A 22,837-nucleotide genomic window follows, 5' to 3' on the forward strand; every position below is an offset into this window, starting at 1 on the left:
CTTCACCCGGTACGGCGGCCCGGGGACCCGGGCGCTTCTCGAAGCGGACCGGCCCGGCCCGGGCCCCGGCCGGGAGCCCGCCGCGGCCCCGGCGACCCGCCGGGCCCCGCACGAGACCGGGGACGCACCCGCCCACGCCCTCGTGCCCGCCCGCGGCGCGGCCGTGACCGGTGAGGCCGTGACCGGCGCGGGGTCAGTCCCCGTCCGGGGCCCCGCTGCCGCCCTCGGACCGGCCCCACGCGTTGTACCGCACCAGGTACTCCGCGAACCGCTCCAGGTCGTCCTGCGGCCACCCCGCGAGCCGTTCGCGGAAGGCCGCGCGGCGGCTCTCGGTGACCTGGGCGAGGATGGCGCGGCCCGCGTCGGTCAGGTGCAGGACGTGCACGCGATGGTCCTCGGGGTCCCGGAGCCGTTCGATCAGCCCGGCCCGCTCCAGGGCGGAGACCTGGCGGCTGACGGTGGACTTGTCCAGGGCGTAGTGCGCGGCCAGGTCGGTGGCCCGGCGGCCGCCGCTGTCCTCCAGGTGGCCGAGCAGCGTGTACGACACCAGGGACAGCTCGGGATGCAGCCGGCCGGCCGAGGCGCGGGCCCGCCGGGCGAAGACCGTCATCTCGCGCTGGATGGTCTCCACCGCCTCGTGTGCGTCCACCTGCTCCCCCTCGCCGTTCCCACGATCATCCCGGGCCACCTCGTTGTACCGTACAACTTGACGCGGGGAGGCGCAGGCGCGGGCGCGGGACGGCCGGGGCTCCCGCGCGGCGGTCCGGCCGGCGGACGGTCCGGACCACGGGCGGTGGGGACCACGGGCAGTCCGGACCGGGAGGCTGTGGGGACCACGGGGGATTCGGACCGCGGGCAGGCCGGGCCGGGCGGCCGTCGGCCCGCGGACGGCCCCGGCCACGAGCGGCCGTGGAGGCGGGGCCCGTCACCGCGGCGGGGGTGACACCCGCCGGTGGTTCGGGGCGTACGGCGTCACCGTGCCCGTGCGCGCGCCACGAGCAGGGCCACGTCGTCGTGGTTGTCGGGGTGGTGCAGGGCCCGCAGCAGCAGGTCGCACAGCTCCTCCAACGGGCGGGCAGGGTCGTCGAGGAGCGTCAGCAGCAGGTCCAGCCGCTCGTCGAGGGAGTGCGAGCGCGTCTCCACCAGCCCGTCGGTGTACAGCACGAGCTGGTCGCCGGGGCCGAGACCGACGTCGGTCGAGGAGAAGGCCACCCCGCCCACCCCGAGCGGTGCCCCGGTGGGCAGGTCGAGCAGCTCCGGCGGGTGTCCGGCCCGTACGCGGGCGGGCGGCAGGTGCCCGGCGTTGGCGATCCGGCACCGTCCGGGACACGGGTCGTGGACGACGTACAGGCACGTCGCTATGAAGTGGTCCAGCCCCGAGGTGATCCGGTCGAGGTGCTCGAGCAGCACCGCCGGATCGAGGTCGAGCGCGGCGAGCGTGGCCGTGGCGGTGCGCAGCCGGCCCATCGTGGCGGCGGCGTCGATGCCGCTGCCCATGACGTCGCCGACGACCAGGGCGGTCTTGTCGTCCGCCAGCGGGATGACGTCGAACCAGTCGCCGCCCACCTCGGTGGTCGCGCCGGCCGGCTGGTAGCGCGAGGCCACCTCCAGGCCGCCGGTCACCGGCGGGTGGCTCGGCAGGAGGCTGCGCTGGAGGGTGAGCGCGGTGCCGCGGGCGTTCTGGTACCAGCGGGCGTTGTCGATCTGCACGGCCGCGCGGGCGGCCAGTTCCCGGGCGAGCAGCACGTCGTCGCGGCCGAACGGCAGCGGGTTGCCGGTCCGTTTCAGGTCGAGGGCGCCCAGCACCTCGCCGCGCGCGATGAGCGGCACCGCCAGGTAGGAGTGGACGCCCGCCTGTGCGAGGAGTCCGGCGGCCTCCGGGGAGCGGGCGATGCGCGCCAGGTCCTCGTCCCCGACCCGCGCCACGATGACCGGCCGGCCGGTGCGCACGCACTCGGTGACCAGCCGCTCGGGTGAGTAGCGGGCGGTCCGGCCGGGCGGGTCGGCCGCGCTCAGGGCGTCCGGCGCGTCGGCGGCGCGGACGGCCAGGGCGCGGATCACGGCGGGCTCCGAAGGCCCCAGGCTGGTGCGCCGGCCCGCCACGACCGCGTCGAGCAGGTCCACGGCGGCGACGTCGGCCAGCTCCGGCACGGCCACGTCGGCCAGCTCGTCGGCGGTGCGTTCCAGGTCCAGGGTGGTGCCGATGCGGGCCGAGGCGTCGGCGATCAGGGCGAGGCGGCGGCGCGCGGCCTCGGCCTCGACGCCGGCGCGGTGGCGGTCGGTGACGTCGACGACGGAGAGGGCGACACCCAGAACGGTGTCGCGGGCGTCCTCCAGCCGGTACAGCGACACGGACAGGGTGCGGTCCTGGCCCTGGTCCTGGCCCGGGTCCCGATTCGCGTCCAGGGCCAGGTCCGCGGGGGTACGTCCGGTCGTCGGCCGGTCGATGACCGGCACCCCCGTCCGCAGCACCTCGCGCGCCGCCTCCTCCAGGGCGTCGGCGTCCAGCAGCGGGAGCACGTCGCGGATCGTCCGGCCGAGGTGCTCCCCGGCGGGGATGCCGTCGACGCGCTCCAGCGCCGGGTTGACCGACACGTACCGCAGCCCGGTGTCGAGCACGGCGAGGCCGATGGGGGACTGGGCGACCATGCGCGCCGACAGGGCCACGTCCCGCTCCAGGCGGCGCACCGTGGAATGGTCGGCGGCCAGACCGAGGGCGTAGACGTCACCGCGGTCGTCGACGAGCCGCATGTTGCGGAACTCCACGAGGCGCGTGCTGCCGTCCTTGCGCCGGACGGGGAAGGCGCCCTCCCAGCTGCGGCCGGTCGCCATGACGTCGGAGAACAGCTTCACGACCAGTTCGACGTGCTCCTCGTGGACCATCACGTGGGCCGCGTAGCGTCCCAGCGCCTCCGCGGCCGAGTAGCCGAACAGCTCCTCGGCCTGCGGGCTCCACAGCACGATGCGGCCCTCGGCGTCCAGCACGACCGAGGCCACGTTGAGCACGTCCAGCAGGCCGCTGGGCCCCGTCGGGCCACCGGCCCCGGCCGTGGTCGATCCGGCTGCACTCATGTCACGCACCGCCTCCGTACGTCGACGCGGCACGCCGTCCCCCGTGCCGACTCCCCGGTTCCACCGCGCTGAACCGTTTTCTCCCACACATGGGGCACCGTTCCCATGCTCCTCCGGTACGGCGGCGCGCGCTGTTCTCCCCATGGTCCGCGCCAATCCATTCGATTGGTCTGTACATGACTATCGAAGGTGGCCACACTGTCCGCCGAGCGCGCATCCCACCCCCCGTCGGAGGAGACCCATGCCCCTGCGCCCCGCCCGCGGACGCCGGCACACCCCGCGCACCGCCCTGATCTCCCTGATCGCCTTGGCCACGGCCGCCGCCGCGGCCCTCGCCGCCGCCCCGCCCGCCGTGGCCGCCGACACCTGGACCGAGGCCGGCTCCGACCGCGCCGACCCGCTGACCGAGAGCCAGGGCCTGGCGTCGGTCGAGGTCCCCGCGAACAGCGCCAACCGCTACACCGGCATCGGGACCGTCCCGTTCGGGGTGAGCGCCCGCGGGTGGAACCACGTCGGCGACCCCGACACCTCCTACGACGGCCACTACATCGAGCCCTACCAGCGGGACTCCGGCACCTCGAAGATGTACCGCGTGCAGGCGCCGGGCGGCGCCTGGTCGGAGTACGTCCACGCGCTCGGCCCCGGCGAGGCCCTGAACAACTCCTGGGTGGCCGTCGCGCCGGGCGGCCGGTGGATGCTCACGGGGGAGTGGGGCACCATGACCCGGCTGATCGTCCTGCCGACCCCCGGCGTCAACCCGGGCACCTCGCCCTCGGCGAACCTGCCGCAGGTCTCCACGGTCCGCCTCGACCACGCGGTGCGCGACGTCCAGGGCTGCGACTTCACCGACCCGACCACCCTGCTGTGCTCCTCCGACGACCCGGCGGGCACCCTGTTCGGCATGACCAAGCCGCTGCTCCGGATCGACCTGTCGGCCGAGCCGGGCGACTCCGCGGACGTGAACGGCCACGTCACCGCCGTGCGCCAACTGCCGCTGCGCAGTTCCTGCCAGGGCTCCTTCGAGGCCGAGGGGATCGACTACGACCGGCGCACCGGCACCCTGCGGGTGATCGTCGTCTCGCCCGGCTTCTGCGTGCTGACGGACAGCAAGACCTACCGCTTCACGCGGTGACACCCCGCCCCGCGCGCGGGGCGCCGTCGGACCCCGGGGCGGGGCGCCGTCCGGCTTCCGGACGTGGCGTCGCCGGGCCCCCGGGCGGGGCGTCCAGGTGGTGCCCGTCCGGGGGAGTGGTGCTTTTCTTGGGATGTGGCGCGGTGGGCGGGGAACCCGCGACATCGCGCCACCGCCACGAGAGGAGCGATCACGATGGACCGCGAGCGATCCCATCCGGAGTCCGTCAGTCTCGAGATCAGCGACTGCAGCAAGGAGGACGCGCGGATCGTGTTCGACACGCTGTGCGCCTGCTTCGAGTCCGACCGCTGTGCCGAGGACGTGCCCGAACAGATCGACGAGAACCGTCCGATGGTGTGGCTCGGCACCTTCGAGGTCGGCGAGGTGCAGGACTGCGCCCGCCCGGCCCGCCTGTCGTCGTCGGTCACGGCCGACGTCCAGGGCGGCTACTGGGCGATCGAGCGGTTCCGTACGGCACTGGACTCCATGTTCCGGGTCAAGGACCTGTCCTCCGCCTCCGGCGACCAGGAGACCGAACTGCACCTGCTGCTCGAGAGCCGGTGACGGGACGCCGGTGACGGGCGAGACCGGTGACAGCACGCCGGTGACGGGCGAGACCCCGTCACCGGCGCCGCCGTCCACATCGGCACCGGCATCGGTACCGGCACCGGCATCAGTACCGGCACCGGCGACGCGGGAAGCGGATGACGTGAGAAAGGCGACTCCCGGGCCATTGTGCAACTAGTTGCACAATCCGTGCGCGGTCCTCTACAACTACAGGGGCACGACACCGCGCACGGAGGGCCCCGATGAGCCGATACCCGCACCTGCTGAGCCCGCTCGACCTGGGCTTCACCACCCTGCCCAACCGCGTCCTCATGGGCTCGATGCACGTGGGCCTGGAAGAGGCCGAGCACGGCTTCGCGCGCATGGCGGAGTTCTACGCCGCCCGCGCGCGCGGCGGGGTGGGCCTGATCGTCACCGGCGGCATCGCCCCCAACGACGAGGGGCGCCCCTACGAGGGCGGCGCCAAGCTCACCACCGACGCGGAGGCCGAGCAGCACCGGACGATCACCGAGGCCGTGCACCGCGAAGGCGGTCGCATCGCCCTGCAGATCCTGCACTTCGGCCGCTACGCCTACCACGAGGACCTGGTCGCGCCGAGCGCGCTGCAGGCGCCGATCAGCCCGCACGTCCCCCGTGAACTGACGGACGCCGAGATCGAGCGGACCATCGACGACTACGCCCGCACCGCCCGCCTCGCCCGGCAGGCCGGCTACGACGGCGTCGAGATCATGGGCTCCGAGGGCTACCTCGTCAACGAGTTCATCGCCCTGCAGACCAACCACCGCACCGACCGCTGGGGCGGTTCCTACGAGAACCGGACGCGCTTCCCCCTGGAGATCGTGCGACGCGTGCGCGAGGCGGTCGGCGAGGACTTCATCGTCATCTACCGGCTCTCGATGCTCGACCTGGTCCCCGGCGGCTCCACGCTGGACGAGGTCGTCACCCTCGCCAAGGCCGTCGAGGCGGCCGGGGCCACCCTCATCAACACCGGCATCGGCTGGCACGAGGCCCGCATCCCCACCATCGCCACCTCCGTGCCCCGCGGCGCCTACACCTGGGTGACCAAGAGGCTCATGGGCGAGGTCTCGGTCCCGCTCGTCACCACCAACCGCATCAACACCCCCGAGGTCGCCGAGCGGTTGCTCGCCGACGGCTGCGCGGACATGGTGTCGATGGCCCGCCCGATGCTCGCCGACCCCGACTTCGTCAGCAAGGCCGCGGCGGGCACCCCCGAGGCCATCAACACCTGCATCGGCTGCAACCAGGCCTGCCTCGACCACACCTTCAGCGGCCGGATCACCTCCTGCCTGGTCAATCCGCGCGCCTGCCACGAGACCGAGCTGGTGCTCAGCCCCACCCGGCGCCGCAAGAGCGTGGCGGTCGTCGGCGCCGGCCCCGCCGGACTCGCCTGCGCGGTCTCGGCGGCCGAACGCGGCCACGCCGTCACGCTGTTCGAGGCGGCGGCCGAGATCGGCGGCCAGCTCAACGTGGCCCGCAAGGTCCCCGGTAAGCAGGAGTTCGACGAGACGCTGCGCTACTTCCGCCACCAGCTCGACGCCCACGGCGTCGACGTGCGCCTCGGCACCTTCGTGAACGCGGGCGACCTGGCGGACTACGACGAGGTCGTGGTCGCCACCGGCGTCAGCCCGCGCACCCCCGACATCCCCGGCGTCGACCACCCGAGCGTGGTCGGCTACCTCGACGTCCTGCGCGACGGCGCCCCCGTCGGCGGCCGCGTCGCGATCCTCGGCGCGGGCGGCATCGGCTTCGACGTCGCCGAGTTCCTCACCGACGGCGGCGACAGGGCGAGCGAGGACCCGGAGACGTACTTCCGGCAGTGGGGCGTCGACACGGGGTACCGGGCGCCCGGCGGCCTCGCCGCCCCCGAGCGGAGCGCCCCGCCGCGCACCGTCCACCTGCTGCAGCGCAAGCCCGGCAAGGTCGGCGCGGGCCTGGGCAAGACCACCGGCTGGATCCACCGCACCGAACTCAAGCACCGCGGCGTGCGCATGGTCCCCGGCGTGCGCTACGACCGCATCGACGACGCCGGTCTGCACATCACCGTCGGCGAGCTGAGCACCGTCCTGGAGGTCGACACCATCGTGCTGTGCACGGGCCAGGACCCGCGCCGCGACCTGTACGAGGAGCTGGTCGCCGCCGGGGCGAGCGCGCACCTCATCGGCGGCGCCGACGTGGCCGCCGAGCTGGACGCCAAGCGCGCCGTCAAGCAGGGCACGGAGCTGGCGGCGGCCCTGTAACCCCTGCCGCCGCCTTCCCGCCCGCCCCGCGACGCCGCCACCCGCTCGCCGGAGGGGGAACCCGCCCGCCGCACCGGGCCCCGACCCGAGTACGTCCCGTACGAGGGTCGGGGCCCGGCACCCCGCCGGCCCTCGGCCCGGAACCCCCGGAACCCCCGGAGCACGCACCTGACGCCGCGGGGCCCGCCCTCCGGGCGGACGACGGGAAGGCGACGGCAGGAGCGGGAGGCGACCCCGCCCGTCCCTAGGATGAGCCCATGTCACTCCCGCACGCGATCCTCACCGCTCTGCTCGAGAAGCCGTCGTCGGGGCTCGACCTGACCCGCCGGTTCGACAAGTCGATCGGCTACTTCTGGTCGGCGACGCACCAGCAGATCTACCGCGAGCTGGGACGACTGGAGGCCGACGGCCTCATCCGCGCGCTGCCCACCGAGCAGCCGGCCCGCGGCCAACGCAGGAGCTACGAGGTCCTGCCCGCGGGCCACGCCGAACTCCAGCGGTGGACGGCCGCGGCGCAGGACCCCAAGCCGCACCGCGACGCGCTGCTGCTGCGTTTGCGGGCCGCCGCCGTCGTCGGCACCGCGGGCCTCGAGGCCGACCTGCGTCGCCATCTGGACCTGCACCGGCGGCAGTTGGCCGAGTACGAGGAGATCGAGGAGCGGGACTTCCCGCCCGGTGACGACAGCGCGCAGGTCAGGCTCCAGCACTTGGTGCTGCGCGCCGGCATCGAGCTGGAGACCTTCTGGACCCGGTGGCTGACCGAGGCGCTGGAAGGCCTGCCCGGCCCCGCCGAACAGGCACCGTAGGTCAGGCGTCAGGCGTCAGGCGCCCTGCGTCTGAGACCTGGCGCCTGGCGCCGGGGACCGCTCCGGGTGCGGCGCCGGGAGCCGGTCAGAGCCGGTCAGAGCCGGTGCGGCTTCGTGCGGCGGCGCAGGAACCAGGCCGTCGCGATCACGCCCGTGCCGACCAGGACGCCGCCCGCCACGAGCGTGACGGTGCCGTAGTCGCGGGTGGCGCCGCCCATGCCGCCCAGCACGCCGCGGGGGGTCGGCGAGGCCGTCGTGGAGATCGTCGGCGTGGTGGCGGGGGACACGATCACGGACTGGGTGCCGGCGGTGCTGCCGCTGGAGCACATCACGACGACCGTGTGCGTGCCCTGGGAGACGTTGGACCAGGCCGCGGACTGGCTGACGCTGGTGCCCGACAGGGCCACCTGGCGGCCCTGGGCGAAGCTCGCCTGGTCGCTGTCGAGCAGCGCCGCCGTGCCCCAGCTGCCGTTGATCTGGGCACACGCGCTGGTCACCACGGACACCGTGGAGCCGGACGTGCTGACGGAGATGCCCGAGGTCCGCGCGGCGGCGGGCTGGGCGGTCACGGCGAGGGGCAGCGCGGCGGCGGCCGCCATGGTCAGTCCGCAGCGGGCGAGAAGAGGGGAAGTGCGCATCGGATGTCCTCCGGCGGCACGGTTGGCGACCTTGCGCCGCCGAGGGTCGGGTACGCCCGTGCTGCCTTCAGGGGCAGCCAACGTCCGCCCGCCCCGGCCCGCACTCCGGCTGCCGCCGGGCAGGTGACGGATTCCGCCGGACGGCGCAGAACGACCCCCCGCCCGCTTGCGCTCCCGCGGCCGGACCGCCGCGGTCAGCGTGCGACCGAGCTCCCCGAGCCCCCCGTGGTCACCGTTCGCTCCGCGGAGAACGCCCCCCACGTGCCGTCCGGCAGCCGTGCCCGCAGCCGCACCCGGTGCCCGGCACCGGCCTCGCGCCCCACGTAGAAGCTGTGGGAGGCCCGGCCCCGCGGCGGTGTCCCGCCCCAGACCAGTGAGGTGGCCGGCTGCCCGTCGAGCTGGATCTGGTACTCCGTGACCGTCCCGTCGACCCGCGGCGGCACCCAGGACAGGTCGATGGAGTACCCCCCGCCGGCACGGCGGGTCGTCGCCCGGAAGTCCGTCGGCGCGGTGTCTTCTCCCCCGTGCCGTTCGTCCCCCTCGCCGCCCGGCGCGGTGCTCAGGCGCACGGTCGCGCCGGCGGGGGAGAGGTTGCCGGCCGCGTCCCGCGCCCGGACGGTGAAGGAGTACCGGGTGCCCGGCCGGAGTCCCGTCACCACGGTCGCCGTCTGGTTCCCGCCGACACTGTGGATCTTCGTCCCGCCCTGGAGGACGTCGTACGACACCACCCCGCGGTCGTCCGTGGCCGCCGTCCAGGACAACCGCACGGCCCGGCTGCCCGCCGCCCGGCCCGTGGCACTGCCCGGCCGGGTCGGCGCCGAACGGTCCGCCGCGGCCGCCGCCGGAGTCGTCGCCCGGGCCTCGCGGCTGTGCGGCCCGAGCCGGCCCCCGGCGTCGCGGGCCCGGACGGTGAAGACATAGGCGGTGGACGGCGTGAGGCGGGTGACGTCGAGCATCCGCCGGGAACCGGGCACGTCCGCGACCTTCGAGGTGCCCCGGTACACCTCGTAACCGCTCACCGCCGGGAGCGCGTTCCACATCACGTGCACGCTGGTCGCGCTGCCCGCCTCGGCGGTGACCCCCGTCGGCGCACCCGGCACCCGCCCCTCGTCACCGCCGCCCGGCGCGGCGCAGCCGCAGCACAGGGCGAGGATCCCTCCGCACAGCACGACGCGTCGCACGGTCTCGCCTCCCGGCCCGGCATGGCGGCAATGGTCCGGACCAATATGACGCGTCGGCGTGAACGCATCAAGAGGGGATGCGGTACGGGGTTGGCGGGCGGTCCGGGGAGTTACGTATGCTGATCCTCCTCGCGGCTGAACCCTGCCTGCACGCAAGGCAGTTCATGCCGGTGGCGCGGGCCGCTGTCGTCGTTGACCCCGCGCCGGCGGGGTTGCCGGGCGGCCGGTGCCGGGAGGCGCCGGCCGCCGTCCCCTGCCGTGCCGTGCCGTCGGAAGGTCGACGGCCCGCGCATGCCGTCGGAACGCCGGCGCCACCGCTCCGTACGGCCCCGGGGTGCTGGACCTCGGACGCGACTGGCCTCGGAGGGGGCCGGCTGTCCGTCCCCGTCCCCGACGGGAGGGCTCTCGGCCTGCGTGTCCGGTCGCTGACGCCGGCCACGGTCGGCCTCGCCCGCCGGCCCCGGTCCCACCGCCCGCCGCCGGCCCGCGCGCGGTCCGGCTCCAGACGCACCACGAGGCCGGGCCGGCGTTCGCCGACCGGTCCGGGCTGCGGCCCGACGACCTGCGGTGCACGATCCGGGCGGCGCTGTTCCACGCGGTCCTGCGCGCGGCCGTGGAACAGCACGCCTGGCGCGGCGCCGGCCCGCGCGCGGACAAGGCAGTGGCGGAAGCCGAACGGGCGGCGGCCGTCCGGCCGGCCTCCACCGTCGCCGAGGAGGGGCTGAGCTGAGGCGACGGCGACGGCGACGGCGAAGGCGAGGACGGGGTGGGCGACGGCACGTGCGCGGGCCGACGGGCCGACGCGGGACTCGCGCGGTCGCGCCGCCCCGGGCGTCCGTCGTCAGACCTTGCGGTAGGTGTACGCCTCCGAGGCGGCCGCCTCGACCGCGTCCAGGCCGGCTCCCGTGGAGGCCGTGACGACGGCGGCCACCGCGCCCTCCACGAACGGCGCGTCCACCAGACGCGTGCCGTCGGGGAGTTCGTCCCCCTCGGCGAGCAGCGTCTTCACGGTCAGCACGGCACTCCCGAGGTCGGCGAGGACGGCGACCCCGGCACCCCGGTCGACCGAGGCGGCGGCGGCGGCGATCAGCTCCGCGCTCGTCCCCAGCCCACCCGCCTCCGTGCCGCCCGCCGGGGCGACGGGCACGGCGGCGCCGCCGCCCGCGAGTCCCCTGGCCAGCTCGGCGACCGAGGCCGCCACCTGCGCGCTGTGCGAGACGAGCACGATGCCCACCAGCTTGTCGTCGCTCATGGCCGCACTCACTCCCCGTTCGCTTCCGCGAGACCCGCGACCAGCAGCGCCGACGAGGTGGCGCCCGGGTCCTGGTGTCCGATGCTGCGCTCGCCCAGGTAACTCGCCCGGCCCTTGCGGGCCTGGAGCGGAACGGTGGCCAGGGCACCCTGTTCGGCCGCGGCCCGTGCCGCCCCGAAGCCGTCGCCCAGGGCGTCCACGGCGGGCACCAGCGCGTCGATCATCGTCGCGTCGCCCGGCACCGCCCCGCCCAGCCGCATGACCCCGTCGACCCCGGCGCGGAAGGCCTGCGCGAACTCCTCCTCGCTCACCTCGGCCGCCTCCCCGAGCGCCTTGCCGGTGCCGCGCAGCAGCGTGCCGTACAGCGGACCGGACGCCCCGCCGACCGTCGAGATGAGCCGGCGCCCGGCCAGGACGAGGACGGCCCCGGGGGTGGCGGGCGGCTCCTTCTCCAGGGCGGCGACGACGGCGGTGAACCCCCGCTGGAGGTTGCTGCCGTGGTCGGCGTCGCCGATCGGCGAGTCGAGAGCGGTGAGCCGGTCCGCCTCACGGTCGACGGACGCGGCGGTCGTCGTCATCCAGCGGCGGAAGAAGTCGACGTCGAGCACGGGATCTCCTTGCGTGGTCGGTACGGTGATCGCTTGCGTCCGCCTGATCACATGCCCCAGCGCAGTCCCGGCGTCCGTACGGGTGCGTCCCACAGCCGCAGCAGTTCCTCGTCGACCTGGCACAGGGTCACCGACACGCCGGCCATGTCGAGGGACGTCACGTAGTTGCCGACGAGCGTACGGGCGACGGCGACCCCGCGCTCGCCGAGCACCCGCTGGACCTCGGCGTTGAAGCCGTACAGCTCCAGCAGGGGCGTCGCCCCCATGCCGTTGACCAGGACCAGGACCGGGTTGCGCGGCGGCATGTCCTCCAGCAGCGCGTGCACCGCGACGTCGGCGATCTCGCCGGACGTCATCATGGCCCGCCGCTCCCGGCCGGGTTCGCCGTGGATGCCGATGCCCAGCTCCAGCTCACCCTCGGGCAGGTCGAAGGTCGGGCTGCCCTTGGCCGGCGTCGTGACGGCGCTGAGCGCGACGCCGAAACTGCGCGCGTTCTCGTTGACCTGCCGGGCGACCGCCTCGACCCGCTCCAGCGGCCGGCCCTCGTCGGCGGCCGCGCCCGCGATCTTCTCCACGAACAGGGTCGCCCCGGTGCCGCGCCGCCCCGCCGTGTAGAGGCTGTCGGTCACCGCGACGTCATCGTTGACCAGCACCTTCGCCACCTGGATGCCCTCGTCCTCGGCGAGTTCGGCGGCCATGTCGAAGTTCAGCACGTCACCCGTGTAGTTCTTCACGACGAACAGCACGCCCGCCCCGCTGTCCACGGCCGCGGCGGCCCGCACCATCTGGTCGGGCACGGGAGAGGTGAACACCTCACCGGGACAGGCCGCCGACAGCATCCCCGGCCCGACGAACCCCCCGTGCAGCGGCTCGTGCCCGGATCCGCCCCCGGACACCAGCCCCACCTTCCCCGCCACCGGCGCGTCCCGCCGCACGATCACCCGGTTCTCCACGTCCACGGTCAGTTCCGGATGCGCGGCGGCCATCCCCCGCAGCGCGTCGGCGACCACGGTCTCCGGGACGTTGATCAGCATCTTCATGAGGGTCTCCTGATGAGCTCAGCGGGTGATCTTCGGCCTGTGTTTTCGCTGTTCAGAGGGGGTGTGAGTGCTTCTTGACCTTGGTGGTCCGTAGCGGTCGGGAACGGGTTGCGGCGGTACTGGTGCTGACTCGACACTGACTTCAGTGACGCTACGTCAGATCCTGCGACGGGTCGACGGCATGCCGACCGGAGCCCTACAGAGGCAGTATCGACCTTGCGGCGGTGAAGGTCACGTGGGCGCCAGTCGGGGCAGGCCGGAGAGCGCGACCGGCTCTGGACAGCAGCATCAGAAGACCCATGGCTTCGGCATCGGCCCGGGACGGAGGCGTCCGGGTGGTCTCCACGAACGCCTCCACGACCACCATGTCCGCGATCATGGCCGGAACCGCTCCGGCGGCCACCGCTGCCACCGGACCCGCCCGGCCGCACGACTGCCGCGCCATCCGGCTCGTCTGCCGGGCAAGCCGTACTGCGCGGCGCCGACAGAGCTCCGGCAGTCCGGAGATCTGCTGGTGGGAGGTTTGCTGCCGACCTCCCGGAACCGGACGGACCGGCCGCCGCGCATGCGGGAGGACGACGATCCGGCCGTCGCCGAACGGTACATCCGTCACCGTCCGGTGCTCATACCTGTGCGTTCTCGCCGCCGACGTCCGCACACCGGACACGGGCCGCTCCGTCCCGAGTACGGGCCACGACCGCCACCACGGCACCGCCGCCGTCACAAGGTGGACGGCATCCGCCGCGAGGACATGATCACGGGTGCTGCGCGACGTCACCGTCGACTGCGGGGCGGGCCCGTTCACCTGGCAGACCCACGACCGGTTGCGTCACGTGTCGCTCGGCTCGGGAAGCGGGGAAGTGGGGAGCGGGGAGCGGGGAGCGGGCCTTCGGCCGTCGGCGAATTGCGCACGATGCTCACCGACTGCCCTGCCGTGGGGACACCGTCCTCCTCGGCGATGGTGGCGGTTGCCGACCTGTACGACGGTTTTCGGCTGTGTGCGCAGGTTCCGGTACCAGTCCGAGTCGGGGCCGAAGCCGGAGGTCGCGGTCCAGCCGGGAACAGGGCTTCCTGTGCCACGACTTCGAGGGCGACGTGGTGGTCGAGTCCGGTCCTGCGGCCGACGTGGTGCAGGAGGAGGAACCGTTTGCCGAGGAGTGATCCGAGTCCGGCGCGGAAGAGGAGGAGGGGCGCGCGTGCGGCCGGGCGTCGCCGGCCGGTGGGAAGCCGGGGCCGGGTGCGGTGGCTCTCTCTGCGGGGCATCGTCGCCTTTCAGGAGCGTCGTCGGAGAAGCGGGTGCTCGGCCTCGATCGAGTAAAGGGCCAGTCCGGGTGCTGCTTCGCCAAGGCGACCATTGCATAGTCTAAATATGGAGGGCCGCCCGAGGACGGAGAGGTCGCTCTCCGGCACTGTGCGACCGCTTCGGGAGGACGTCATGACCACGAGCCGGCAGGCGCCCGGAGCCCGGCTCCTGTCCTGGATGCCCGTGACCGCAATGGGCGTGGTGGCTGTGGCGGACGTGGTGGCCGGTCCCGGCGTGGGGTTCCTGCCGCTGGTCTCGCTCGGGCCCGCCTTCGCCGGACTGGTCGGAGGGTGGCGGCGGACCGCGCTGATCGGAGCACTGGCCCTGGTGCTGTGCCTGGCTCTCGGGTGGTACGACGGCCTCTTCGAAGGGCGCCGCGGGGTCACCGCTCTCGCCTCGGTGGCCGGTGTCACGGGCGCGGGCGTCGTGGCCGCCGTGATGCGCTCGCGCCGGGAAGCCGAACTGGCCAGTGTGCGCTCGATCGCCGAGGTCGCCCAGCGGGTGCTGCTCCGCCCGGTGCCGCGGACGGCCGGACCGCTGCAGGCGGCGGTGTCGTACACCTCCGCCGTCGCGGAGGCGCGCATCGGAGGGGACCTGTACGAGGTGGTCCCCTCCCCGTACGGCGTCCGGGTCCTCGTCGGCGACGTCCAGGGCAAGGGGCTGGCCGCGGTGGAGACGGCCGCCGTGGTGCTCGGCGCCTTCCGTGAGGCGGCCCACGACGAGAGCGACCTGCTGGGGGTCGGAGAGCGGCTGGAGCGCAGCGTGGCCCGTGAACTGGAGGGGGAGAAGTTCGTCACCGCCGTGCTGGCCGAGATCGGCCCCACCGGCGGAGCGGTGTTCCTGAACTACGGTCATCCACCGCCCATGGTCGTACGCCGGGACGGCACGGTCGACTTTCCGCGGCCGCCCTCCTACGCGCCGCCGCTCGGTCTGGGGGTCCAGGGGGCCGAGGGGCCCGAGCCCTACCGGGTGGACTTCGCATCAGGCGAGCAACTCCTGCTCTACACCGACGGCGTCAGCGAGGCCCGTGACGGGCAGGGGGTCTTCTATCCGCTCGCCGACCGTGCGTACCTGCTCGAGGATCCTGACGCGCAGTCGGCCCTCGAAGCCCTGCGGGAGGACCTGATGCGGCACGCGGCGGGCCCACCGCACGACGACGCGGCCATGCTCCTGCTGCGCTTCCACGGTCATGAGAAGGGAAAATCCGTTCCCCGTGCGTGAGGGGGCGGGGTGTGCGGCGCGATACAAAGGACGTATGCCGCAGCACGAGAGCCCTGTGGGGGCCATGGACGACGTCGACGAGGTGACCCGGGCGGTGCTGACCGCGTCCCGGTTGCTGGTGGCGGTCTCCGCCCGCTCGATCGCCGCGGTCGAGGAGCGGGTGACGCTCGCGCAGTTCCGGATGCTCGTCGTGCTCTCCAGCCGCGGGGCGACCAAACTGGTCGCTCTCGCCGACCTGCTGCAGGTGGCGCCCTCGACGGCCATGCGCATGGTGGACCGGCTCATCACCGCCGGGCTCGCCGACCGGCGGACCAACCCGGCCAACCGTCGCGAGACCCTGTTGCAGCTCACCGAGGAAGGGCGGCGCACGGTCGAGGAGGTCACCGCCCGGCGGCGCCAGGAGATCGCCGCGATCGTCGCACGGCTCAGGCCGACGCAGAGGCTGGCCCTGATCGAGGCCCTCGACGCCTTCAACGAGGCGGGAGGAGAGCCGCCCGCTCCCGCAGCGGACGATCCGGCGCCCCATCCGCTCGGCTGGGGCGCGGACATGGCGGCGTCCGACGGGATGTGAGCCCTCGGCCCTCCTCGCCGCGCGCTGTTCCCACGGAACGCCTGAGGTCCTTCCGGACTCCGCCACGGTCCGCCTCGGAGGGGGACCGGCCTGGTCCTGCGCACGGAGCGGAAGGGGGAGCGGTGCGTCACGCCCGGAGGCCGACGGCCTTCATGCGGTTGATATAGATCTTTGCTCTGTGCAAAGATGACGTTGTGGAGGCCTTCGTGCCTCCTGGAGCGCCGGGAAGCCTGGTCGGCAACTGTTGCCGAGCCGTCCCGGAAAGCCGATGTCACCACCTCAGAACACGCCGCAGGACGACGAGAGAGCCGGTTCCGCGCCCATGGGCGGACACGAGCCGGCTCGGCCCCAGCGAGAACCCCGGGAAGCGGCCCTGCCGCCGAGACTGTCGGTACTCCGCGAACCCGGAGGCGGGCTCCCGCCACGGCTGAAGCTCCACCTCGCGGGAGAGCTCGACGCCGACACCGCGCCCGGCCTCCGTGAGGAGCTGGCCGCACTAGCCGCCCGCTCCGCCGGCGGCGTTCTGGTGCTGGACCTGTCGGGCATCACGTTCTGCGACTCCGCGGGGCTCTACACCCTGCTGGGCATCAGCCGGACGCTGCCCCTGGCCGACATCGACGTGCTGTTCACCGGAGCCGGCGCGCAGCTCCGCGCCGCCGCGGCCCGAGCCGGTCTGACCACTCACCTCGCTCTGGGAGAAAGTCCCTGATCGCGGCTCCGGTGGACCTCGCCGACCGGTCCGGCGGACCGCACCCGGCCCCGCGGCTCGAACGGTCCGCCCCACCACGCCTGCACAGCGGTCCGGCACCGGGACCGCGTCGTGGTGCGGCGGCCCGCGGCCATCGCCGCGACCGTCATGACCGCCCACCCCGAGGCGGTGAGGACCGGTTCCCGTAGTGGGCCGCCTGAAGGCGGGACGGTGCCTGCTCGATCTGCGGGCGGTGCCGGCGGAGGACGACGAGTTGCCGGCCGAGGCCGTGCGAGCGGTCGAGGACGCGGGGAGGCGACCGATGCGGGTGCCGGCCACCGCCGGGCATGCCGACCACGGCAAGTCCACGCTGGTACGGGTGCCGACGGGCGAGGACACGTGCGCCCGGCTGTTCACCGTCTCCGGGACCCGAGCCGCCGAAGGCGCCGAGTACTCCGGCGGGGCGCGGACGAACCCCTCCGCCAGGTCGGCGTTCGGCGGGTAGGTGGCGCCGTCGCATGCGGGTGACACCCGGCGCACCGCCGGGAGCGGCTTACTCCTTGCGGTGCCGCGCCACCGGCTCTCCAGCGTGGTGCGTCGCCGTCGACCACCGCGGCGGTGATGCTGTGGCAGATGCCGGACGAGGACGACCACATGGGTGATGGCTCCTCGATGGGCGAAGCAGCACCCGCTCGGACGGCGACCTCCCTATGCGTACGCCTCGATCCGTCGCTCCTCCCAGGGGTACCTGCGATGCCTCGATCCGCGGAAGGGAAAGGAGCGGCGGGACATGCCACGGACGGAGAGGCGAGGACGGACGCGTACAGCGACGGTGGTGCGGGGCACGCTGCTCCTCCTGCCCCGCGTGGTGAACGGCGGGGCGCGGTGAGTGGTTTCACGGCCGCGCTCTCCCTGCTGGGTGTCGCCGCGCTCGCCGTCGCCGGTGTGTACGGGGCCGCGTGGGCCCTGCGGATCTCACGAGTCCCTTCGCCCGCCATGCCGTTCGGATCGGGGCTGGAGCCCGTCGAGCACGCGGTCAGCCGTTTCCACGTGCGCTGGTGCACGGTGACCATGCTCTTCCTCGCCTTCGACATGGAGATGGTCTTCATGTACCCGTGGACGCTGGTGGTCTCCGTGATGGGTGCCGGTGCGGTGATCGAGATGTTCGTCTTCCTCGCCGTCCTGCTGGCCGGCGTCGTCCACGCGTGGCGGGAGGGGGCGCTGCGATGGACCTGACAGCCGTCCTGCTGCGGGCGGCCGCGGCCCGGCCACGCGTGCTGCTGGTGACCACTCCGGGCGGTACCGCGGCGCGGCTGGCCGCCGAGCGCGAGTTGCGCATGCGGGACTGGCCGCCGGCTTCGACCCCTGCGGGGGCCGACCTGATGGTCGTCGCGGGCCCTGACTGCCCGCTGCTGCGGCCGGCGCTGGAGCGGCTGTGGCAGGACATGCCGGGGCCGCGTGCACGCGTGCGGGCGACCGGGGCCGACGACGTGCCGTCGGTACTCGACGCCGCCTGCGTCCGGCTGGGTTCCCCCGGCCGTCAGCGCGCAGAAGCCCGTCCTGCCGCTCATGAACACCTGCATGGCGAACTCGGGCAGCACAGCGGCAGAGGAGCGGGGGGCGGGGAGGACGTCGAGGCCGGCCACGGAGGAGATGACGACGAACCCGGGGACGGCGGGCACGGCGGGCACGGCGGGCACGGCGCGCACGACGAGGGCGGCTCGCGGGACGAGGGCGGCTCGCGGGACGACGGTCCGGGAGGGGCGCGGGAGGAGGGCACCGACGCCCATCGTCACCAAGGCCGCGACGGCGACCGCGCCGGCCGCGCCGGTCACGAAGTCCCCGACGACGAGCCGGAGCACGGCGGTGAACGCCGGACCGGCGAAGAGAGCCACGACGACCACACAGGCCACGAGGGCGGCCACGGTCACGGCGACGGGGACATGGAGATGCCGGGCGGCCTGCCGATGGCCGAGAGCGGTGAGGACCGCGACGGGTTGACGCTGGACCGGCTGCACGTGGCGCTGGGGCCGTTCCTGGCCGACTGGCCCGCGGGACTGACCGTCCGTGCGGTGCTGCAGGGCGACGTCGTCCAGGAGGCCGGCCTCGACGAGCCGGCCGCCGACAGGCCGGCTGATCCCTTCTGGGCCCGGCCGTGGCTGCGGGCCGCGGCGGGCGAGCCGGTGACCAGGGGTGAGGCCGCCCGGCGACGGGCGGCGGCGCATCTGGACAGCCTGGGCCGCCTGCTGTCGGTGGCGGGCTGGCCCGCCGAGGCGGTGACCGCCCGGCGCCTGCGGGACGACCTGCTGGCGGAGGCGCCCGCCCGGGTGCTCCTGCCACGAGTGGAGCGCCACGCCCGGCGGGTCGGACGGTCGCGGACCCTGTACTGGCTGACGCGCGGCGTCGGCCCGCTGAGCGCGGCCGACGCCCGGGCCGCGGGCGTGAGCGGACCGGCCGCCCGGGCGGACGGGGACGTGCCGGCCCGTTACCGGCAGTGGCTCACCGACGTGGTGCACGACGTGCGGCAGTTGGACGACACGGCTCCGCTCGATCCTGCGAGGCAGGAGAGCCCGCGCGGCCGGTGGGACGCGGAGCGCCCGCCGTCGGCCGCCCTGACGGGAGTGCTGCCCGGCCTGCTGGTGGGCGCGGAGCTGGGTGCCGCCCGTCTCGTCGTCGCCAGTCTCGATCCGGATCCGGACGAACTGGCCGTCCGTCCGGCGGAGGTGGCCCGTGGTTGAGGCGGGCGCGTGGTGGACGGTGCCGGCCGCCCCGGCGATGCTGCTCGGGTTCGCGGTGCTGGCGGTGACCGCCGACGCGGCGCTGGATGCCCGGGACGCCGGTCGCCCGGTCACTTTCTCCGCGGCGGTACGGCCGTTTCTCGCCGTGCCGCGTGCGCTGCTGTCGCCACCACGGCGGCTGCCCGCGCCGGACCGGTTGCTCTGGCGGGCGGGCGTGGTCACGGTGCCGGTGGCCGCGGTGCTGTCCACGCTGGTCGTCCCGTTCGGCGACCACGTCGTCGCCGACCTGTCGGTCGGGGTGGTGTGGTTCAACGCCATGGAGGTGCTGACCTGGGCCGGGCTGTGGCTGGCCGGCTGGGGACCCGACGCCGCCTTCTCCCTGGTGGGGGGCTACCGCTTCCTCGCCCAGGGACTGGCGTACGAGCTGCCGCTGATGTTCGCGCTGATCTCGACCGCCACCGGCGCGCGGTCGCTGCGGGTCGCGGACATCGCCGGCGCCCAGCACGGCCTGTGGTACGCGGTGTGGATGCCGTTCGCCTTCGTCGTCTACCTGGCCGGGGTGCTGGCCTTCAGCTTCCTGGGCCCCTTCGCCTACCCGGCCGGCCGGGACGTGGCCGACGGGGTGCTGGGGGAGACGTCCGGGGCGGACCGGCTGCTGCTCCAGGCCGGGCGGTGGCTGTGGCTGGCGTCCGGGGCCGCGATGGCGGTGCCGCTGTTCCTGGGCGGCGGCGCCGGGCCGGGGCTGCCGGCCTGGGCCTGGTCGCTGGTCAAGACGCTGCTGGTGCTGGGGCTGCTCGTGTACGTGCTGCGGCGCCTGCCGGTGATCCGCGCCGACCGGTACCTGGAACTGGCCTGGGTGGTGCTCATCCCGCTGGCCGTCCTCCAGGCCCTGGTACCGGCACTGGTCGACCTCTAGGAAAGGAGAACGCCATGGGGACGATGGGCACGATGGGCACGGTGCTGCTCGCGGTGCTGGGACCCCTCGCCCTGGTCCTCGGCGTCCTGGTGTTCGCGCTGGACTCGATGGCCCGGGTCACCTTCGCGCTGCTGGGCTCCCTGGTCTGCGTCGGGGGCGTGGTGACCGTGCTGGGCCTGCCGTACCTGGGCGTGGTCATCGTGCTGATGATGGTCATGGAGATGGTGATCATGGCCGTGTTCATGATCGCCTACATGATGAACCCGGCCGGGCTGATGCCGATGTCCATGGTGCACAACAAGCGCGGCGCGCTGGTCATCAGCGGCACCGTCTTCGCCGCCCTGGCCGCCGGGGTCTTCCTGGTGCCCTGGCCCGAGCGGACGGGTGCCCGGCCGCAGGACACCACCTTCCAGGTCGGCATGGCCCTGATGAAGGAACAGATGCTGACCATGATCACGCTCGGGTTCGTCCTGCTGGCCACCATGGTCGGCGCCACCGTGCTCGCCACCCGGAGAGGCCGGTACGACCGCTTCGGCGACGATCTGGATCAGCGCCCGGCGAAGGACCCGGCCGGCGGGGGAGTCGGCCGATGACGTTCGAACTTCTCCTGGTCCTCGCGGCGGGACTGTTCTGCACCGGCCTGTTCGGCGCGCTCTCCCAGCAGTCCATCGTCATGATCATGATGGGTATCGAGCTGATGATCGGCGGCATCATCGTCGCCGCCGCCGGCTTCTGGCGCTTCCTCGCACCGGCCTCGGCGAGCGGCCAGGTGGTGATCGTGGCAGCCGTCGTGGCGATGGCCGTGGAGATGGCCATGGGCTTCGCCGTCACGACCGCCATCTACCGCGCCCGCGAGGTCGACATGACCGACATGGCCGAGGACCTGAAGGGATGAACGGCCTGGTCTGGTTGCTGATCGCCCTTCCTCTGGGCGGGGGAGCGGTGCTCGCCCTGACGGGCCCCCGCCACGACCGCGTGGTTCCCGCCCTCGGCGTGGCGGTGGCCGTGGCGACGCTGGGCGTGGCCGTCGCCGCCGCGGTGACCCGGCCGGCGGCGAGCGCGCCGCTGTTCGACGGGATGCGGGCGGGGCTCGCGGTGGACGGCCTCTCCGCGGTGATGGTGGTCACCGTCACCGGCGTCACCGCGGCCGTCCTCGTCTTCGCCGCGGGCGAGTTCGCCGCCGACGAGAACCGGGGGCGTTTCTTCGGGCTGATGCTGGTCTTCGCCGGCGCGATGCTGGTCACCGTCACGGCGACCACGCTGCCGTTGCTGCTGATGGCCTGGGAGGTGATGGGCGCCACCAGCTGGGCGCTGATCGGCTACCGGTGGCGGCAACCCGAACGCGCGGCGGCCGCCGATGTCGCGTTCCTCACCACCCGCACGGCCGACCTCGGCCTCTACCTGGCCGCCGGTGCCGCCCTGGCCGCCGGGATCGGCTCACTGAGCCTGGACGACCTGGCGCACGCGGATTCGCCGTGGCTGCACCTGATCACCGCGGGCGTCGTCGTGGCCGCCCTGGGCAAGTCCGCGCAACTGCCGTTCTCCTTCTGGCTCTCGCGGGCCATGCAGGGCCCGAGCCCGGTCTCGGCGCTGCTGCACTCGGCGACGATGGTCGCCGCCGGCGCCTACCTGCTGCTGCGCCTGCACCCGCTGTCGGCCGCCACGGGCTGGGCCGGTCCCCTGGTCGCCTGGACCGGCGCCCTCACCGCCCTGGTCCTGGGCGTGGTCGCCGTGGCGCAGACCGATCTGAAGCAACTGCTCGCCGCGTCCACGTCCGCCCAGCTCGGCTTCATGGTGCTGGCCGCCGGCAGTGGCGGAGTCGCCGCCGGCACCACCCAGCTCGTCGCGCACGCCGCCACCAAGTCGGGCCTGTTCCTCGCCGCCGGCGCCTGGCTGACGGCCCTGGGCACCGAACGGCTGTCCGCCCTGCGCGGCGCGGCCCGCTCCTACCGGCTGGTGGGTGCGGCCTTCACCGTCGGCGCCCTCACCCTGGCCGGTCTGCCGCCGCTGTCGCTGTGGGCGGCCAAGGACGAGGTCCTCGCCGCCGCCCGGGCGGAGGGAGCCGTGCTCTACGCGGTCGGACTGGCCGCGGCGGCCGTGGCGGCCGTCTACAGCGTGAAGGCCCTCTGGTACGTCACCCGTCCCCTCCCCGAGAACCCGACGGCCGGATACGACACCGAACGGCACGGCACCCGGCGCACCGCACCCACGACGCCGCTTCCCCTCCTCGTGCTCACCCTCGCCGCGGCCGTCCTGGGCGTGCTGGCCCTGCCCGGCCCCGCAGCCTGGCTGAAGCGTCTGGTCGGTGCCGCGGGGGAGCCGTCCCCCGAACCGTGGGAACTGGGCCTGTCCGCCGCCGTCACGGTCGCCGCCGCGGTCCTGGCGTGGTGGCGGGCGTCCCGCCCGGCGCCCGTGCCGGGCTCCGTCGCACGCTGGGCGCACGGCTGGCTGTATCTGGAGCGGGCCGCGCGGGCCGTCGTGGTCCGTCCCGTGCTGGGCCTGGCGCGGGGGCTGGCCGCCTTCGACGACCGCGTCGTCGACGGCGCGGTGCGGCAGACGGCGCGCGGCGGCCGCGCGGCGGCCCGGCTCGCCCGCCGTCTGGACGACGACGTCGTCGACGGCGCCGTGCGCCGGACCGCCGGCGGAGGTCTCGCCGCCGCCCGGTTCGCCGGCCGTCTGGACGACGACGGCATCGACTCCGCGGTGCGCGCGATCGCCTCGGGCGCCCGGAGCCTGGGCCGATGGGCGCGCCGCCCGCAGACCGGACTGCTCCACCAGTACTACGCCCAGGCCGCCGTCGGCTTCGCCGTGCTGGCCCTGATCATCCTGTTGGTGAGGTAACCCCT

21 protein-coding genes are annotated in these 22,837 nt (G+C 74.2%); 14 read left to right on the forward strand and 7 right to left on the reverse strand.

From position 1 onward, the window contains the following. Positions 1 to 193 precede the first annotated feature (193 nt). Together ACF09K_RS13415 and ACF09K_RS13420 are read right to left on the reverse strand one after the other, a co-directional pair. The gene (locus tag ACF09K_RS13415) at positions 194 to 610 is read right to left on the reverse strand and encodes a MarR family winged helix-turn-helix transcriptional regulator (protein WP_392243210.1); all 417 of its coding nucleotides are present in this window, start codon (positions 608 to 610) and stop codon (positions 194 to 196) included. 362 nt (positions 611 to 972) lie between these two features. Next, on the reverse strand, positions 973 to 3,072 hold the full coding sequence (locus tag ACF09K_RS13420) for a SpoIIE family protein phosphatase (RefSeq protein ID WP_392243129.1): 2,100 nt from the start codon (positions 3,070 to 3,072) through the stop codon (positions 973 to 975). Between the two features lie 241 nt (positions 3,073 to 3,313). Here ACF09K_RS13420 and ACF09K_RS13425 point away from each other — a divergent pair, with 241 nt between their 5' ends. The 4 genes from ACF09K_RS13425 to ACF09K_RS13440 all read left to right on the forward strand — a co-directional run bounded on the left by ACF09K_RS13425 (position 3,314) and on the right by ACF09K_RS13440 (position 7,835). Continuing rightward, complete coding sequence (locus ACF09K_RS13425) at positions 3,314 to 4,204, forward strand: hypothetical protein (RefSeq protein WP_392243131.1); 891 nt, start codon at positions 3,314 to 3,316, stop codon at positions 4,202 to 4,204. Between the two features lie 195 nt (positions 4,205 to 4,399). Continuing rightward, positions 4,400 to 4,768: a hypothetical protein gene (locus ACF09K_RS13430; protein ID WP_392243132.1), complete on the forward strand. Its 369-nt coding sequence runs from the start codon at positions 4,400 to 4,402 to the stop codon at positions 4,766 to 4,768. A 245-nt stretch (positions 4,769 to 5,013) separates the two neighbouring features. Continuing rightward, entirely contained in the window at positions 5,014 to 7,029 is a 2,016-nt protein-coding gene (locus ACF09K_RS13435) for an FAD-dependent oxidoreductase (protein WP_392243134.1), read from the forward strand. Positions 7,030 to 7,286: 257 nt separating this feature from the next. After that, positions 7,287 to 7,835 (forward strand): PadR family transcriptional regulator, encoded by a 549-nt coding sequence (locus tag ACF09K_RS13440; protein ID WP_392243135.1) that lies wholly within the window; start codon positions 7,287 to 7,289, stop codon positions 7,833 to 7,835. Positions 7,836 to 7,930: 95 nt separating this feature from the next. Here the strand turns inward: ACF09K_RS13440 and ACF09K_RS13445 are convergent, their stop codons facing one another. From ACF09K_RS13445 to dhaK, 5 genes are all read right to left on the reverse strand, one after another. After that, positions 7,931 to 8,473: a hypothetical protein gene (locus ACF09K_RS13445; RefSeq protein ID WP_392243136.1), complete on the reverse strand. Its 543-nt coding sequence runs from the start codon at positions 8,471 to 8,473 to the stop codon at positions 7,931 to 7,933. Between the two features lie 194 nt (positions 8,474 to 8,667). Continuing rightward, on the reverse strand, positions 8,668 to 9,654 hold the full coding sequence (locus tag ACF09K_RS13450; protein WP_392243138.1) for a fibronectin type III domain-containing protein: 987 nt from the start codon (positions 9,652 to 9,654) through the stop codon (positions 8,668 to 8,670). Between the two features lie 841 nt (positions 9,655 to 10,495). Next, positions 10,496 to 10,906 (reverse strand): PTS-dependent dihydroxyacetone kinase phosphotransferase subunit DhaM, encoded by a 411-nt coding sequence (locus ACF09K_RS13455; RefSeq protein ID WP_392243139.1) that lies wholly within the window; start codon positions 10,904 to 10,906, stop codon positions 10,496 to 10,498. A gap of 8 nt (positions 10,907 to 10,914) precedes the next feature. Beyond that, on the reverse strand, positions 10,915 to 11,514 hold the full coding sequence (gene dhaL / locus ACF09K_RS13460) for a dihydroxyacetone kinase subunit DhaL (protein WP_392243140.1): 600 nt from the start codon (positions 11,512 to 11,514) through the stop codon (positions 10,915 to 10,917). 47 nt (positions 11,515 to 11,561) lie between these two features. Beyond that, entirely contained in the window at positions 11,562 to 12,554 is a 993-nt protein-coding gene (dhaK, locus tag ACF09K_RS13465; RefSeq protein WP_392243142.1) for a dihydroxyacetone kinase subunit DhaK, read from the reverse strand. 1,435 nt (positions 12,555 to 13,989) lie between these two features. Here dhaK and ACF09K_RS13470 point away from each other — a divergent pair. The 10 genes from ACF09K_RS13470 (at position 13,990) to ACF09K_RS13515 (ending at position 22,832) form a co-directional block, all read left to right on the forward strand. Further along, positions 13,990 to 15,078 (forward strand): PP2C family protein-serine/threonine phosphatase, encoded by a 1,089-nt coding sequence (locus ACF09K_RS13470; protein ID WP_392243143.1) that lies wholly within the window; start codon positions 13,990 to 13,992, stop codon positions 15,076 to 15,078. Between the two features lie 34 nt (positions 15,079 to 15,112). Continuing rightward, positions 15,113 to 15,649 (forward strand): MarR family winged helix-turn-helix transcriptional regulator, encoded by a 537-nt coding sequence (locus ACF09K_RS13475; protein ID WP_392243145.1) that lies wholly within the window; start codon positions 15,113 to 15,115, stop codon positions 15,647 to 15,649. Between the two features lie 268 nt (positions 15,650 to 15,917). Next, the gene (locus ACF09K_RS13480; RefSeq protein ID WP_392243146.1) at positions 15,918 to 16,358 is read left to right on the forward strand and encodes an STAS domain-containing protein; all 441 of its coding nucleotides are present in this window, start codon (positions 15,918 to 15,920) and stop codon (positions 16,356 to 16,358) included. A gap of 187 nt (positions 16,359 to 16,545) precedes the next feature. Next, on the forward strand, positions 16,546 to 16,842 hold the full coding sequence (locus tag ACF09K_RS13485; RefSeq protein ID WP_392243148.1) for a hypothetical protein: 297 nt from the start codon (positions 16,546 to 16,548) through the stop codon (positions 16,840 to 16,842). 380 nt (positions 16,843 to 17,222) lie between these two features. Beyond that, positions 17,223 to 17,573, forward strand: coding sequence for an NADH-quinone oxidoreductase subunit A (locus tag ACF09K_RS13490; protein ID WP_392243150.1), 351 nt, complete (start codon positions 17,223 to 17,225; stop codon positions 17,571 to 17,573). Next, positions 17,564 to 19,075 carry a hypothetical protein gene (locus ACF09K_RS13495; RefSeq protein WP_392243151.1) on the forward strand — a complete coding sequence of 504 codons (1,512 nt, stop codon included), beginning with the start codon at positions 17,564 to 17,566 and terminating at the stop codon, positions 19,073 to 19,075. Before ACF09K_RS13490 ends, ACF09K_RS13495 begins: the two co-directional genes overlap by 10 nt. Next, on the forward strand, positions 19,068 to 19,991 hold the full coding sequence (locus ACF09K_RS13500) for an NADH-quinone oxidoreductase subunit H (RefSeq protein ID WP_392243152.1): 924 nt from the start codon (positions 19,068 to 19,070) through the stop codon (positions 19,989 to 19,991). Before ACF09K_RS13495 ends, ACF09K_RS13500 begins: the two co-directional genes overlap by 8 nt. 23 nt (positions 19,992 to 20,014) lie before the next feature. After that, positions 20,015 to 20,584: an NADH-quinone oxidoreductase subunit J gene (locus tag ACF09K_RS13505; protein WP_392243212.1), complete on the forward strand. Its 570-nt coding sequence runs from the start codon at positions 20,015 to 20,017 to the stop codon at positions 20,582 to 20,584. Beyond that, entirely contained in the window at positions 20,581 to 20,886 is a 306-nt protein-coding gene (locus tag ACF09K_RS13510) for an NADH-quinone oxidoreductase subunit NuoK (protein ID WP_392243154.1), read from the forward strand. Before ACF09K_RS13505 ends, ACF09K_RS13510 begins: the two co-directional genes overlap by 4 nt. Beyond that, positions 20,883 to 22,832, forward strand: a complete 1,950-nt coding sequence (locus tag ACF09K_RS13515) for an NADH-quinone oxidoreductase subunit L (RefSeq protein ID WP_392243156.1) — start codon at positions 20,883 to 20,885, stop codon at positions 22,830 to 22,832. The genes ACF09K_RS13510 and ACF09K_RS13515 overlap by 4 nt, the downstream gene beginning before the upstream one ends. Positions 22,833 to 22,837: the final 5 nt, after the last annotated feature.

This window comes from Streptomyces sp. NPDC014882 (assembly GCF_043081325.1).
Lineage (GTDB): Bacteria > Actinomycetota > Actinomycetes > Streptomycetales > Streptomycetaceae > Streptomyces.

Excerpts from the sequence above, each read along its gene's own strand:
- ACF09K_RS13415 (WP_392243210.1), bottom strand. The coding sequence starts at position 610 with ATGACGGTCTTCGCCCGGCGGGCCCGCGCCTCGGCCGGCCGGCTGCAT.
- ACF09K_RS13420 (WP_392243129.1), bottom strand. The coding sequence starts at position 3,072 with ATGAGTGCAGCCGGATCGACCACGGCCGGGGCCGGTGGCCCGACGGGG.
- ACF09K_RS13425 (WP_392243131.1), top strand. The coding sequence starts at position 3,314 with ATGCCCCTGCGCCCCGCCCGCGGACGCCGGCACACCCCGCGCACCGCC.
- ACF09K_RS13430 (WP_392243132.1), top strand. The coding sequence starts at position 4,400 with ATGGACCGCGAGCGATCCCATCCGGAGTCCGTCAGTCTCGAGATCAGC.
- ACF09K_RS13435 (WP_392243134.1), top strand. The coding sequence starts at position 5,014 with ATGAGCCGATACCCGCACCTGCTGAGCCCGCTCGACCTGGGCTTCACC.
- ACF09K_RS13440 (WP_392243135.1), top strand. The coding sequence starts at position 7,287 with ATGTCACTCCCGCACGCGATCCTCACCGCTCTGCTCGAGAAGCCGTCG.
- ACF09K_RS13445 (WP_392243136.1), bottom strand. The coding sequence starts at position 8,473 with ATGCGCACTTCCCCTCTTCTCGCCCGCTGCGGACTGACCATGGCGGCC.
- ACF09K_RS13455 (WP_392243139.1), bottom strand. The coding sequence starts at position 10,906 with ATGAGCGACGACAAGCTGGTGGGCATCGTGCTCGTCTCGCACAGCGCG.
- dhaK (WP_392243142.1), bottom strand. The coding sequence starts at position 12,554 with ATGAAGATGCTGATCAACGTCCCGGAGACCGTGGTCGCCGACGCGCTG.
- ACF09K_RS13470 (WP_392243143.1), top strand. The coding sequence starts at position 13,990 with ATGACCACGAGCCGGCAGGCGCCCGGAGCCCGGCTCCTGTCCTGGATG.
- ACF09K_RS13475 (WP_392243145.1), top strand. The coding sequence starts at position 15,113 with ATGCCGCAGCACGAGAGCCCTGTGGGGGCCATGGACGACGTCGACGAG.
- ACF09K_RS13480 (WP_392243146.1), top strand. The coding sequence starts at position 15,918 with ATGTCACCACCTCAGAACACGCCGCAGGACGACGAGAGAGCCGGTTCC.
- ACF09K_RS13495 (WP_392243151.1), top strand. The coding sequence starts at position 17,564 with ATGGACCTGACAGCCGTCCTGCTGCGGGCGGCCGCGGCCCGGCCACGC.
- ACF09K_RS13505 (WP_392243212.1), top strand. The coding sequence starts at position 20,015 with ATGGGCACGATGGGCACGGTGCTGCTCGCGGTGCTGGGACCCCTCGCC.
- ACF09K_RS13510 (WP_392243154.1), top strand. The coding sequence starts at position 20,581 with ATGACGTTCGAACTTCTCCTGGTCCTCGCGGCGGGACTGTTCTGCACC.
- ACF09K_RS13515 (WP_392243156.1), top strand. The coding sequence starts at position 20,883 with ATGAACGGCCTGGTCTGGTTGCTGATCGCCCTTCCTCTGGGCGGGGGA.